11 protein-coding genes are annotated in these 12,716 nt (G+C 67.2%); 4 read left to right on the top strand and 7 right to left on the bottom strand.

The annotated features are described in order from the left end of the window. Positions 1–7: 7 nt before the first annotated feature. Together NZ773_06985 and rpiA are read right to left on the bottom strand one after the other, a co-directional pair. The gene (locus NZ773_06985) at positions 8–562 is read right to left on the bottom strand and encodes a hypothetical protein (protein MCS6801669.1); all 555 of its coding nucleotides are present in this window, start codon (positions 560–562) and stop codon (positions 8–10) included. Continuing rightward, complete coding sequence (rpiA, locus tag NZ773_06980; GenBank protein MCS6801668.1) at positions 559–1,266, bottom strand: ribose-5-phosphate isomerase RpiA; 708 nt, start codon at positions 1,264–1,266, stop codon at positions 559–561. Before rpiA ends, NZ773_06985 begins: the two co-directional genes overlap by 4 nt. Positions 1,267–1,393: 127 nt before the next feature. Between rpiA and NZ773_06975 the strand changes: the two genes are divergently transcribed. Then, positions 1,394–2,122, top strand: a complete 729-nt coding sequence (locus tag NZ773_06975) for a cytochrome c biogenesis protein CcdA (protein MCS6801667.1) — start codon at positions 1,394–1,396, stop codon at positions 2,120–2,122. After that, a complete protein-coding gene (locus NZ773_06970; protein MCS6801666.1) occupies positions 2,119–2,613 on the top strand; it encodes a TlpA family protein disulfide reductase in 495 nt (164 codons plus the stop codon). The genes NZ773_06975 and NZ773_06970 overlap by 4 nt, the downstream gene beginning before the upstream one ends. 5 nt (positions 2,614–2,618) lie before the next feature. Here NZ773_06970 and NZ773_06965 read toward each other — a convergent pair whose 3' ends face one another. Next, on the bottom strand, positions 2,619–3,104 hold the full coding sequence (locus tag NZ773_06965) for a NifU family protein (GenBank protein MCS6801665.1): 486 nt from the start codon (positions 3,102–3,104) through the stop codon (positions 2,619–2,621). An 81-nt stretch (positions 3,105–3,185) separates the two neighbouring features. Here NZ773_06965 and NZ773_06960 point away from each other — a divergent pair, with 81 nt between their 5' ends. Continuing rightward, positions 3,186–4,397, top strand: coding sequence for a PLP-dependent aminotransferase family protein (locus NZ773_06960; protein ID MCS6801664.1), 1,212 nt, complete (start codon positions 3,186–3,188; stop codon positions 4,395–4,397). Here NZ773_06960 and NZ773_06955 read toward each other — a convergent pair. Genes NZ773_06955 through NZ773_06945 form a run of 3 tightly spaced genes read right to left on the bottom strand, consistent with a single transcriptional unit; the run spans position 4,383 to position 6,192 of the window. Next, positions 4,383–4,871, bottom strand: a complete 489-nt coding sequence (locus NZ773_06955) for an SRPBCC domain-containing protein (protein ID MCS6801663.1) — start codon at positions 4,869–4,871, stop codon at positions 4,383–4,385. The genes NZ773_06960 and NZ773_06955 overlap by 15 nt on opposite strands. Next, positions 4,868–5,737 (bottom strand): xanthine dehydrogenase family protein subunit M, encoded by an 870-nt coding sequence (locus NZ773_06950; GenBank protein ID MCS6801662.1) that lies wholly within the window; start codon positions 5,735–5,737, stop codon positions 4,868–4,870. Before NZ773_06950 ends, NZ773_06955 begins: the two co-directional genes overlap by 4 nt. After that, the gene (locus NZ773_06945) at positions 5,734–6,192 is read right to left on the bottom strand and encodes a (2Fe-2S)-binding protein (GenBank protein ID MCS6801661.1); all 459 of its coding nucleotides are present in this window, start codon (positions 6,190–6,192) and stop codon (positions 5,734–5,736) included. Before NZ773_06945 ends, NZ773_06950 begins: the two co-directional genes overlap by 4 nt. A gap of 111 nt (positions 6,193–6,303) precedes the next feature. On the opposite strand from NZ773_06945, the gene NZ773_06940 reads away from it, so the two are divergent. Beyond that, positions 6,304–8,529 carry a xanthine dehydrogenase family protein molybdopterin-binding subunit gene (locus NZ773_06940; protein MCS6801660.1) on the top strand — a complete coding sequence of 742 codons (2,226 nt, stop codon included), beginning with the start codon at positions 6,304–6,306 and terminating at the stop codon, positions 8,527–8,529. 23 nt (positions 8,530–8,552) lie between these two features. On the opposite strand, the gene NZ773_06935 is transcribed toward NZ773_06940, so the two are convergent. Next, positions 8,553–11,813 (bottom strand): AAA family ATPase, encoded by a 3,261-nt coding sequence (locus NZ773_06935; GenBank protein MCS6801659.1) that lies wholly within the window; start codon positions 11,811–11,813, stop codon positions 8,553–8,555. Between the last annotated feature and the right edge of the window lie 903 nt (positions 11,814–12,716).

Here is a 12,716-nt window from a genome sequence, read left to right as displayed (position 1 = left end):
GGAACGCTCAATGCTCGGCAGAGGGGCCAGGCGGGTCGCTGCCGTCGCGGGCTGTCTCCGAGCCATCCTCGCCGCGGTCATCATCCGTCTGCTCCTGCTGCTGGAGGATCGTTTCGAGCTGCGCCTTGACAGCAGGGTCAAGGGCGCTCTCCGGCTCTTCAACGATCAGGCGCAGGAGGTCGGGCAGCCTCCTGCGCACCTGCGTGACTAGCCCGTTGAAGTGGCGGTCGAACTGAGCGAGACTGAGTGGCTCTCCCGCGAGATAGAGGGTCGTGTCAGCGCAGATCCCGCGCGTCTCTTGGTCGTAGCTCCAGCACGCGCCTATTGCCTCATGGTTCCAAGTCAGCACCGCTCGCAGCACCCGCTCTTCCTGACTCAGCCGGGGATAAGCGATGCCGTGGCTGGAAACGAGCACCGCATCCGCTCGTTCGAGGTAGACAATCCGGTAGCGCTCGGCAATCGGATAACCGTAGAACGACACCTCGATAGCATCGTCGGTGCGACGGTAGCGGATAGCTCTCTCTTGAAAGTACTGTTCGATGCGCTCGAGGGCGGACGTCACAGACGCTCCTTACTCTGGGACAGTACGGCCGTCGACCCGTCGGCGCTGCCGACGATGACGGTGTCGGCGAGGCCGAGAAAGAGCCCATGTTCGACCACGCCCGCAATTCGGTGGATCGCCACGTCGAGCGCCTCTGGGTCAGCGATGCCCGGGAAGCGGCAGTCGAGGAGATAATTTCCGCTATCGGTGAGGACCGGCTTCCCCGCCTGCTCGCGCAACGTCACCTCGCTCGCTCCAAGGGCGGCCAACCGCTCGCTCACCGCTTCCCAGCCGAACTGGACCACCTCTACCGGGAGGGGAGCGCGAGTGCCGAGCGTCGGCACCAGCTTCGAGTCGTCGACGACAATAATCGCGCGGCGGGACGCTTGGGCAACCATTTTCTCGCGCAGCAACGCCCCGCCGCGCCCTTTGACGAGGCGCAGGGCGGGGTCGACCTCGTCCGCGCCATCGATAGTCAGGTCCACCTGCACGGCATGCCGGAGCGGGAGGAGTGGAACCCCAATCGCCGCCGCCAGCGCGGCAGTCCGCTCCGAGGTCGCCACCGCAGTCAATTGCCACCCTTCCGCAAGACGCTGACGCAAGATCGGGAAGAGCAGTTCCGCCGTGCTGCCCGTCCCAAGACCGAGCATCATCCCGTTCTGGATCTCCTGCGCAGCGCGAGCGACTGCTGCCTGCTTAGCGGACATCGCAGGGTCGACGCTCACCCCGTCTCCCGCCAGCGCTCCGCGGTATCGCGCATCGACGTCGCTTCTCCCTGAGAAAGCCGGGGATATGTGGCTCGGGCCGTACGCGAGGGTAGTATACTCCCCGCCAGAAGGATGAACGACTGACATGGAGCTGAACCTCGTCTCGATCGGCCTCGCGGTGGTTGCGGGTCTCCTCTCATTTCTCTCCCCCTGCGTTCTTCCTCTGCTGCCCGCCTATCTCAGCTACTTGGGCGGAACAACGGTGGACGCGCTTCAGGAGAACTCGAGCGGCATGCGGAGCCGCGTTGTCGCCGGCGCACTCCTCTTCGTCGCCGGTCTTGCGACCACTTTCACCCTTTTCGGCGCCACCGCCTCGCTTGTCGGCCGTTTCCTCATCGAATATCAGCCCGTCGTTATGCAGGTTGCCGGCGTGGTGATCATCATCCTCGGGCTGCAGATGATGGGGCTCTTCCAGATCCCTCTCCTGCAACGATACGCCCGCCTTGCGTGGACCAAACCCGCCGGCCGGGTCGGCCCGTATCTCATGGGAGCCGCCTTTGGCGTCGGCTGGAGCCCCTGCATTGGCCCCTTTCTTGCTGGCGTTCTTGGTCTCGCCAGTCAGGAGAGCACCGTCTGGCAGGGGATGATGCTGCTCGCCCTCTACGCCTTCGGGCTTGGCATCCCCTTTATTGTGAGTGCCCTTGCCTTTCAGCAAGTTATCCGCTTCCTCCGAAGCGCCCGTCCGCTGCTCGCTCTTGTTCCTCGCCTCGGCGGAGCAGTGCTCGTCGTGATGGGTATCTTGCTTTTCAGCGGCCAGCTGCTCTGGCTGGCAGGGTTCCTCACCCAGCTTTTTGGCCCCGGCCTCACCTTGTGATCCGCACGCTGCTGGCGCTCGGTGCGCTCCTGCTCAGTGCATGCCAGCCGGCTAGCGGCGCCCCCGCGATCGGCGGCACAGCGCCGGACTTCACCCTGCCGACGCTCGATGGCCGCTCGCTTTCGCTCTCGAGCCTGCGGGGCAGGCCGGTCGTGATCAACTTCTGGGCGACCTGGTGCGCTCCTTGCCGCGAGGAGATGCCGCTCCTGCAGACTGCCTTCCTCCGCTACGGGGCGACCGGGCTGACGGTGCTGGCAGTCGACGTCCAAGAGGGGGAAGCCCTAGTCCGTCCCTTCGTCGAGGAATTCGGCCTGACCTTCCCGGTGCTTCTGGACAAGAACGGCGACGTCGTGAGCCGCTACCGGGTCCGCGGCCTCCCCACCACAGTCTTCGTCGACCGGGCGGGCATCATCCAGTCGGTCTACCTCGGTCCGCTCGACGAGAAGACGCTCGAGGATCGCCTGAAAGCGATCGTGGGCCCCTCTTCCTGACAGCCTTAGCGCAGCTGTGCCGCGGCGGCCCCGACAAGTTCCTCAATCGAGAGGGGGGACTCGATGGCGTCATCATCGAGCGCAATGACCAGCAGGTAGGGGTTCTCGAAGTAGCGGCGCAGAAATGCCTGGATGCCGAGGTCTGTCGTCACTGCCCCACCGCAGTCGCCGCAGCCGGCCGTCTTGTGGATCACCACCACCGGGCCGACAATCCCAACGAGGCCGAGGTCGCCGTCGTGGCCGGCGGCATAGGGGACAAACGTCTGCTGCAGCAGCGAGTCGATCAGGGCAAAGTAGGGATGAGCGCGGTCGGCTTCATGCGCCGCATCGAGAACCAGCCCCTCGGGATCGAACGCCGGGTAGATCCAGCGTTGGTCCCGCGCGGCCAGCGCCCGCTCGCGGCTGGCGAGGAGCTCGCGGGCAAGCTGATCGTAGCGCGCCGCCAGGTCGGCAGGAATATCGCCCAGTTCGTAGGGATTGAACGGCATCATTGCCTCTCGCTTCGATTGTAGCTTGTCGGAAGCCGGCCTTGGGTATACTCTCGACGCGCCCTTCCGCGCCGAGAGGTTCCCATGGTCGAGAAAGCGCTCTTTGATCCGGCGTCTCTCTACGCCGCCCGCACCGCGTATGCTCCCCGTTTCGGCGCGCTGCCGGTCATCAACGACTCGCTCATCCGCTTCGGAGGCGGGATCCCCGACCCCGCTACCTATCCGGTCGAGTGGTTTGGCGAGGCGTTTCGGGAAGTCTTACTCGAAGATCGTCATGCGGCGTGGAACTACGGCGGCGTGGCCGGGTATACAGGCCTGCGCGAAGGCATCGCCGCCCATGTGCTGGAGCGTGACGGCTTTGAACCGACGATCGACCAATTCACGATCACCAACGGTATCTCCCAAGGGGTGGCGCTTGCCGCCCAAACCTTTCTCGATCCGGGCGACACCGTCATCGTCGAGCAGACCACCTTCCCCGGCTCGGTCGGCACCTTCCGGATCGAGCGCGCGAATATCGTCACCGTCCCTCTCGATGACGATGGCCTGATCGTTGACGCCTTAGAAGAGACCCTACTCCGCCTGCGCACGGCAGGCGAGCGGGTCAAACTGCTCTATACGATCACGAACTTCCAAAACCCCACGGGAACCGTCCTTTCGAACGCGCGCCGCCGGCGGCTCGCCGAATTGGCCGAGCGCTACAACTTCATCATCCTCCAAGACGATGCCTACGGGGACATCCGGCTCGGCGATGTCCGCCCGGAGTCGATCTTCCGGCTCGCGCCGCAGCACACGATCGAACTGGGGACTTTCAGCAAGTCGATCGGCCCGGGGCTGCGCGTCGGCTGGATGATGGCCTCCCCCCCGATCGCCGCCACGCTCAATGCGATGCGGACCGACATGGGCACCACCCCGATGATGCAGCGCCTCGTCGGGCGCTTCCTCAAGGCTGGCGCCTTCGCGCCCCATCTTGCGAACGCGCTCACAGTCTATCGCCACAAGCTTGCAACGATCGTCGCGGCGTTAGAGGAGCACTGCGCTCCCTATGTCACGTGGCGGACCCCTGCCGGCGGGTTCTTTCTCTGGCTGCGGCTGAAGCGCGGCAACGCCACTGAGATGGGCAACCTGTGTCCTGAGGAAGGGGTCGTCATTAACACCGGCCGCATGTTCTTCGTGAGCGACCCCCAGCCGGAATACTTCCGCCTTTCGTTCAGCTTCCTGCCCGCGGACCAGCTCGCCGAGGGCGTCCGCCGGATGGGGCGGGCAATGGCTCGCTACGACGCCTCACTGGGCAGCTAGCAGGTCAAGGCCGCTGCTCTGCGGTGCGCTGCTGAGGCGCTGGCGAAGCGTTTCGCTGAATGCGCTGAACACTTGGTCGGCCTTCTTCCGGATCAGCGGCTGGCCAAATTCGCCGAGCTTGCCGAGCAAGTAGGCCTCGGAGACGATCCGCACTTCTGTTTCATCGTCATGGAGCGCGACAATGCTGAGCAGCAGCGTCGCCCGCACCGAGCCTCCGACGCGGCGGTCGGCCGCTTCAGCACGCAGGCGTACCGTCCCCGTCGCCGCGTCGCGGACCTCCTCGCGCACGTGGCCCGTGAGCGTGAGCGCGACCGGCCCGATGACGACCTTCATCACGCCGCGGTAAACTCCGCCCCCTTCGGCCTCGACCCGTTCAACCCCCGGCACACAGGCCGCTACTGCCGGCACATCGAACACAAAGGCCGTCACCTGCGCCGCCGGCAAGGAGACCCGGACGGCGTATTCAAACTTCATCTCCCTGCCCTCGCTCGCTCCACCGCGCTTTCGAGCGCCCGGCGTAAGAAAACGGCTGCCATCTCGCGCTTGTACGCCGCTGAGCCTCGCACGTCATCAAGCGGGTCGACGATCGTTTTCGCCCGCTCCCCTGCCTCGCGCAGGAGCCCGGGCCGGGGAACTTCCCCGTCGAGCATGGCCTCGATCGCTCGCGCCCGGATCGGCGTCGGCCCTGCCGCGACAAAGGCGATGCGGACATCGGTCAATTCGCGTCCCGCCAACGACAGCCGCACTGCGACGGCAACCGTGGCATAGTCATCCACCGTGCGGGGCAGGAATTTCAGATAGACGCCAGCCGCTCGTTCCGGCTGCGGCGGAATGATCACCTCGGTGAGCAGCTCGCCCGGCTGCAGCGCCGTCTGATAGTAGTCGACGAAGAACGCCTCCACGGGGAGGACGCGCTCGCCTGCCGGCCCTACGAGACGCACAAGCGCGTCGAGCGCCAGCAGGGCGGCCGGCGGGTCCTGAGCGGGGTCGCCGTGCGCTAGGCCACCGCCCACGGTTGCTTGGTTGCGGATACGCCGTGTCGCGACACGGCGATAGGTCTCGACCAGCAGGGGGGGCACTCCCGCTGCGCCGTCCAGCCGTTCCACCTCAGCGTGGGGCGTCATTGCGCCCAGGTGAAGCCCATCTGCCTCGCGCCGGACCCCGCGGAGCTCCGGGATCGCAGCAAGCGAGATAAGCGCCGTCGGGTGGACGAGGCGCTGCTTGACAAGGAGCGCAAGCGCCGTTCCTCCCGCCAGCGGCCGCGCTTCCTCCCCGTACTGGGCGAGCAGCGCCACCGCCTCCTCAACCGTGTGCGGCCGGAACACCGCGAAGTCGCTCACGATGCCGCTGCCTTAATCGCCCGCAGGATCTGGTAATAGCCGGTGCAGCGGCAGAGATTGCCGCTCATCCACGCTTTGATCTCATCCTCGCTCGGCGCAGGGTGCTCCCTCAGCAGTGCCGTTGCCGCGACGATCTGGCCGGGCGTGCAGATCCCGCACTGAAACCCTCCCTGCTCGATAAACGCGCGCTGCAGCGGGGAGAGATGCTCCGGGTCGCCCAGCCCCTCGATGGTAGTGACCGCCCGGCCATCGGCTTGGATCGCAAAAACGAGGCAGCTGCTGACCATCTCGCCATCGAGCAAAACCGTGCAGACGCCGCAGACGCCGACCCCGCACGCCTCCTTTGTCCCCGTCAGGGCGAGGTCGTAGCGCAGGACGTCGATCAGCATCCGATCGGCAGGCACAGTGAGCGTATACGGAAGGCCGTTCACCGTCACCGTGATCTGCTGGGGCATTGGCCTCCTCATCGAGCAGCAGCGTGCCTCAGTCTAGCATCAACGCCTGCCAGTTGCGCGGGGAGCCGGCGAGCCAAGACAATCTTCCCACCCCACTCCGAGGAACGCACGATGGAGCTCAAAACGGTTGGTCAACCGGTCGGCCAAGTGGCAGGCCCGCTGAAGGTGACCGGACGGGCGCTCTACACCGCCGACATCCGCTTGCCGAACACCGCTTGGGGTGCCGTCGTTCGGAGCACCCTCCCGCATGCGCGGATTGTCTCGATCGACACCTCGGCAGCACGCGCGATGCCCGGGGTGCTGGCCGTGATCACGGGCAAAGACATTCCCCCCGGTCGCGTGGGACGCCGGCTGCGCGACCTCCCGATCTTAGCAGTCGATACCGTCCGCTTCGTCGGCGAGCGTGTCGCTGCCGTCGCCGCCGAAGACCGCGCGACTGCCGAAGCCGCCGCCCAGGCGATCGTGGTCGAGTACGAGGAGCTTCCGGCAGTGCTCACCCCTCGTGACGCGCTCGCCCCTGGGGCGCCGGTTCTTCATCCCGACCTCGCAAGCTACGATGGCTTTCCCGGCCCCCCCCCTGCCCAGCCAAATGTGCTCTCTCGGCGGGTCTATGCCTATGGCGACATTGACGAAGGATTTCGCCGCGCCGACGTCATCATCCAGCGTCGCTACACCGTTCCCCGCCAGCATCAGGGCTATCTCGAACCGCACGCATGCCTCGTCTCGACAGCGCCCGACGGGACAGCAGAAGTGTGGCTGACCAACAAGACGCCGTTTCAAGCGCAGGAGCAGCTCGCAAAGGCGCTCGGCATCCCGAAAGAATGGCTGAAGATCCATGTCACGACGCTTGGCGGCGATTTTGGGGGAAAAGGCTCGGTGATGGATGCCCCGGTCGCCTACTACCTCTCCAAAGCCTGCGGGCGTCCCGTTCGCATGGTGATGAGCTACGTCGAAGAGCTGACCGCCGCAGCGAGCCGTCACGCTGCGCAGATCACGATGAAGACCGGCGTAAAACGCGACGGGACGATCGTTGCCCACCAAGTGCGCGCCATCTTCGACAGCGGTGCCTACGGCGCGTTTAAGCCGTCGCCGACCCTTGAGCTGATGGGCAACAGCCGGCTCGGCGGAGCGTATCGGATGGAGAACGTCTCCATCGAGGCGCTGATCGTCTACACCAACACCTTCCCCGCGGGGCACATGCGCGCGCCGGGGCTTCCCCAAGCCGTGTTTGCTCTCGAGAGCCACATCGATGCGCTCGCGCGCGCGATCGAGATGGATCCGGTCGAATTTCGCCGCCGGAACCTGATCCGAGACGGAGAGATGACCCCGGCAGGCGAGCGGTGGGAGCAGGTGCGCGCGGTGGAGACCCTCGAAGCCGCTGCCCGGGCCGCCGGCTGGGGCACGCCCCTTCCCGAGAATGTCGGACGGGGGATTGCCATTGCCGAGCATGGCGCCGGTGCCGGCACCTGCACAATCCAGGCCGGCCTCGATGAGCGCGGGTTCTACCTGCGGACCGGCGCGCCCGACACCGGCACCGGCTCCCACACCGTCATGCAGCAGGTCGCCGCCGAAGCGCTCGGCGTTCCGCCGGCGGCAGTGCGCATCGAGACAAGCCACACGCTCGCTTTCCCGTTCGACTTCGGTGTCGGCGGCAGCCGAGTCACTCATGTGTATGGGCAGGCATCGCTCGCGGCGGCGACAGCGCTCCGCGAAACGATCTGCCGCCGTGCCGCCGCTGCCCTCGGCCTCCCCGCCGACCACCTGCAGTGGGAAAGCGGCTCTCTCCGCCAGCCGGACGGCTGCCTTGCCGACCCCTTCGCGCTCATCGGGCCTGTGGAGGTGGAAGAGACCTACGACGCCGCAGGGGCGCCCCACGTCACCGGGTTCTGCGCTCAAGTTGCCGAGGTGCGGGTCGACCGCGAGACCGGCAAGGTCGAAGTGCTCCGCATCGTCTCAGCGCACGACACCGGCCAAGTGATCAATCCCCTCGGCCATGAAGGGCAAATCGCCGGCGGCGTCATCCAAGGGCTCGGCTACGCCCTCATGGAGGAGCTGCCGGTCGTCGACGGGTATGTCACGACCCAAAGCCTCGCTGAATACAAGATGCCAGCTATGGGCGATATCCCCAACCTAGAGATCGTTCTCCTGCCCGCGCCGCTCGGACCTGGTCCCTTTGCTGCCAAGGCGATCGGCGAGACCCCCAATGTGCCGACCGCGGCCGCGATCGCCAACGCGGTGGAGGATGCGGTCGGCGTGCGCATTGTCGACCTGCCGCTAACCGCCGAGAAGATCTACCGCGCCCTTCAGCGCCAGCAGGAGCACGGTCACACCCATTGACGGCGTGGCGGGGCGGTAGCAGTTCAGACCGACGGGTGAAGCGCGGCGAGATCGCGGCGCACCTGTTCGGCCTCTCTCGGAGCGCCCATCTTCTCGAAGAGGGCGAGGCTGGCCTGCAGCAGCGTGGTCGCCTCCTGCTGACGATCGGCTCGAGCAGCAGCCAGCCCGAGCAGCCGCTGAGCGTGCGCTTCTTCGTAGCGGTTGCCGATCTGCCGCGCCCACTCCAAGGCGGCCTGGGCTGCTTCTGACATCCGGTCTGGCAGCGCAGCGGCACGGGTGAGCTCGGCAAGCCGCCGATAGTATTCGGGATAGTGCGTTCGGGCCTCGATGCTGGTAACAAGCTCGAGCGCGCCCTCGAGCAGCGCTATTCCCTCGCCGACCGCAGCCCGCGCGCCTGCAATCACGCCGAGCCGCGCCATCGCCTGCGCTTGGCCGCAGCGGTCGCCCGCGCGCTCAAAGAGCTCCTGCCCGCGGCGCGCGCTTGCGGCCGCTGCCGCGAGGTCGCCGGCATGCTCTTGAACGACCGCTAAATTGAGGAGCACGCCCGCCGCCGCCGCGAGATCTCCGAGCCGCTCCCAGCGGTCTGCGCCGCGCCGGAGATAGTCGGCGCTGCGGTGCAGGTCGCGCCGCCGGGCGTACGTGCTGCCAAGACGCGACTCTAGCTGTGCCGCTGCGGTCTCATCGCCCGCGACGATCGCCTCCTCCAGCGCATGCTGGAGGCGAGCGAGGTCAGCCGCTGCTTCCGGCTCCTCGCTGACAGTGTCGGCGCGACTGAGGGCGAGATAGTCGCGCGAGCTCTGACGGTGGTCGCCGCCCGCGCCTCCTCGGCGCAGCGCTTCGGCAGCCAAGCTTGCTGCACGCTCGCGGTCGCCTTGCAAATAGGAGATGAAGCTGATCGAAGAGAGGAGACGAGCCCGCGTCTCAGGATGGTCGGTGGGGTCCAGTTCGGCAAGCCCAGCGTTGAGCGCCTCGAGGGCCTCAGGATAGCGGCCGAGGCGTTCGCGCACCTCGCCGAGCTGGCCATAGAGAGCGGCTCGCAGCGGGCGGTCGCGCCGCGCCAAGACGAAGGCGGCATCGAGATCCGCGATCGCCTCGCTGTAGTCGCCGACAAGAGCTGCCACCTCAGCACGGGCAAGACGAATGCGCGCCATTTCGGCGGTGTCGTGCCCGGGGAGAGGCGACCCGCCCCCTGATTCGCCCTGCCTCGGCGCTGCCTCACCGCGACACCGTTCCAGCACGGCGAGCGCTCGGCCGTAGAGAGCGATCGCCTCACGGGGTGCGTGCCGCCGCTGGGCAGCCTCCGCCGCTCGGCACGCCGCTGCCGCCGCCAGTTCCCACTGCTCGTCACGCTCTAGGTGAAACAGCAGCTCGCCGAGCCGGTCGCTTGGCGGTCCGCTTTTCTGAAGCGCGGTCGCTGCCGCTCGATGCAGTCTCCGCCGCAGGGCGAGAGGAAGCATCCCGTAGGCGACGTCCCGAACTACGGGGCGCTTGAAGGCAAACCAGCCGGGGCGGTCCGGCTCCCGCGAGAGGAGCCCGCTGGCGACAAGCCGTTCCAAGTGCTCCTCCAGCCTCCCCTCCTCGCCGGTGACGGCGGCAAGCAATGCCCCGTCGAAGCAATCGCCCAACACCGCGGCTTGACGCAGGCGCAAGCGGTCGGCGTCGGCCAGCCGGTCGATTTGCGCGGCGATCATCCCGCGCAGCGACAGGGGGATCAGATCGCTGGGGAGGAGATCATGGGGTCGATGACCTGCGGAGAGACCGCCGCGGGTGCCGCCCTCGGTCACCGCCCGGACAAATTCTCTTACGAAGAGGGGATTGCCGGCCGCTCGGTCAAGAATAGTCCGTTCGAGTTCGCCGCTGAGCACACCATCGCCCACGAGATGGAGCAGGAGGGTGCGCGACGCCGCCCGATCGAGGGAGTCGAGCAGAAGCCGGCGCCATCGCGTTCGCGGCGACCACGTGCTGGTATCAAGGGTGCCTGAGCGGGAGACGAGGACAAGGAGCAGCTGAGCATCGGGCACCCGTTCCACGAGCGAACGCAGCGCAAGGAGCGATAGCTGGTCAGCCCACTGCAGGTCCTCAGCGATGAGAACAACGAGCGAGGGCGCCGGGCGCCCCAGCAGCTTGGCCAACGCTGCGCCGGCGGTCTGCGCCGTTTCGTCCATCGGGCGCTCCAAGACCGGCTGCGGCACCGCGCTTTCTTCGCGCAGCGCAGCCAGCACCTCGCGCTCATCTCCATCGATCTCCGCGGGGAACGGGGTCTCCGGCGACAGCAACTTGCGGACAAGACCGCGGACGAGGCCGAATGGGGCTGCCTGATCGTACGGCGAGCTCTGCCCGGAGATGACCGTCGCCTCCCCGGCAGCGGCGATCAGCTCCGCGACAAAACGGCTTTTGCCGATCCCTGCCTCCCCGAGGATCTCAAGCGCGGTTGTCTTTCCGCGCCGAGCGCTGCGGAGTGCGTGCCGCGCTCTCGCAAGCTCCCGCCTCCGCCCCACGAACGAGCCGCCGCTGCCCGCCGCCCCTCCGCCGCTAGCTGCAGCGCCGACTTCGCCGCGAACTAGATAGGCAGTGATCGGAGCAGCGAACCCGGCGAGCTGTATTTGCGACGGCGGGAGAAAGGCGAAGCGATGCGTGGTGAGGCGATAGGTCGCTTCCGAGACGAGCACGCCGCCCGCCGGCGCGACGCGCTCAAGCCGAGCGGCGAGGGCAACCGTCTCTCCGAGCGCCGTCATCACGGCGTGGCCGGGAAGGCCGACCGCCCCATACAGCGCTTCGCCGGTTGCAATGCCGATCCGGCTGCGCAGGGCAATGCGCCGGTCGCCGACCGCGGTCTCGCGCATCTCGCGGAGACGGTCTTGAATTGCGAGGGCAGCATGGATTGCGCGCTCGGCATCATCCTCGTGGGCCGTCGGGGCGCCGAACAGCGCCATCACGGCATCCCCCATGGAGGTGGCGATTGTGCCGCCAAATCGATCGACCGCTTCCGCCACTCGGGCGAAATAGCGGTTCGTGAGCTCGGCGACCGCTTCAGGGTCAAGCCCCGCAGTTGCGGCAACAAATCCTTCGATATCGGCGAACAGGATGGTGAGGAGCCGTCGTTCGCCATGCGAGTCAGGTGCGCCGAAGGCTCGCCCACAATCGGGACAGAAGCGAGGAGACGAGGGGTATGCGATCCCGCAGCGCAGACAGCTCCACGCAAGACGATCGCCGCAGCGACCGCAGACGCCGCCTCCGGGCGCGACCGGCCCTCCGCATGTCGGGCACGCCCCGTTCGGGGTCATCGGTCACCCCTTAGCCGGCTGCGCTGCATCCCCACCCTCACCCGAGACCATCCCATGGTCGGACGCAATCCTACCTTTGCCAAGAGTAGCAGAGCGACCGAGTTGTTTCGCTCCATGCGCGCCCGGCGCAGCACGATAGTCACCGAGCCGCAGGCAGACGGCTTCCTGCGCTGGCGAGACCGTACCGTCTCCGCCTGCCAGCCGTGCAGCGGCGCCTCTACGCTGAGGAGCGCCCCGCTGCAGATCGCTCGGCGCCGGCCAGCGCCTGGGCGAGGCCGGGCAAGGCGGGAAAGCACGAGCGATACAGCGCCCTCCTTCCTCGCTCGTGGCGGGCTGCCAGTCCGCCCCCGTGGGGCGTTCGCGGGGCGTTAGGCCCGCGCCCGCCTCACCAGAGGAGAAGCCGCCGATGTACGCGAGGGCGCTCGCGCGTCAGCAAATGGCGCTCTCCTCGGAGGGAGATTGCGTACCGAGCAGGACCGCTGCCGTAATGGCCGCCTCCCAGCTCAGAGTGGCGTTTCCGCCGGAGCCGACGCTGTTCATGCTCCCGTACGGCCCCATCGCGCAGTCGTCAGCGGACGAGAGCAGCGCACGAGGGTGATGCCTGCCGCCTGAGCGAGAGGGGACAGCGAAGCATGCGCCGGGACGACAAGACGCCTCGCGAACAACGTGGCGTCCGGGGTACGGACCTGCTGCTCCTCGACAACGCGCTTCCCTCTCCCGCAACGGCTTGGTGTTGCGCTCCGTCACGGTCAGCGCGCCAAAGGAGGCGGCGACCGGCCGGTTGCCCGGAGCAGCGCTGCCAGCCTGCCGGGAAACCGTTCGCCGGTTCCATTCTTCGCAGCTGAGTGGTTCGCTCAGGACGTCATTGCGAGTAGCTGTTCGCCTCCTCGGACGGCCCGACCC

This window comes from Dehalococcoidia bacterium, assembly GCA_025054935.1.
Classification (GTDB): Bacteria; Chloroflexota; Dehalococcoidia; order SpSt-223; family SpSt-223; genus JANWZD01.
This window is presented reverse-complemented; position numbering and strand designations above follow the sequence as displayed.

Excerpts from the sequence above, each read along its gene's own strand:
- NZ773_06975 (MCS6801667.1), top strand. The coding sequence starts at position 1,394 with ATGGAGCTGAACCTCGTCTCGATCGGCCTCGCGGTGGTTGCGGGTCTC.
- NZ773_06935 (MCS6801659.1), bottom strand. The coding sequence starts at position 11,813 with ATGACCCCGAACGGGGCGTGCCCGACATGCGGAGGGCCGGTCGCGCCC.
- NZ773_06965 (MCS6801665.1), bottom strand. The coding sequence starts at position 3,104 with ATGATGCCGTTCAATCCCTACGAACTGGGCGATATTCCTGCCGACCTG.
- NZ773_06940 (MCS6801660.1), top strand. The coding sequence starts at position 6,304 with ATGGAGCTCAAAACGGTTGGTCAACCGGTCGGCCAAGTGGCAGGCCCG.
- NZ773_06960 (MCS6801664.1), top strand. The coding sequence starts at position 3,186 with ATGGTCGAGAAAGCGCTCTTTGATCCGGCGTCTCTCTACGCCGCCCGC.
- NZ773_06945 (MCS6801661.1), bottom strand. The coding sequence starts at position 6,192 with ATGCCCCAGCAGATCACGGTGACGGTGAACGGCCTTCCGTATACGCTC.
- NZ773_06955 (MCS6801663.1), bottom strand. The coding sequence starts at position 4,871 with ATGAAGTTTGAATACGCCGTCCGGGTCTCCTTGCCGGCGGCGCAGGTG.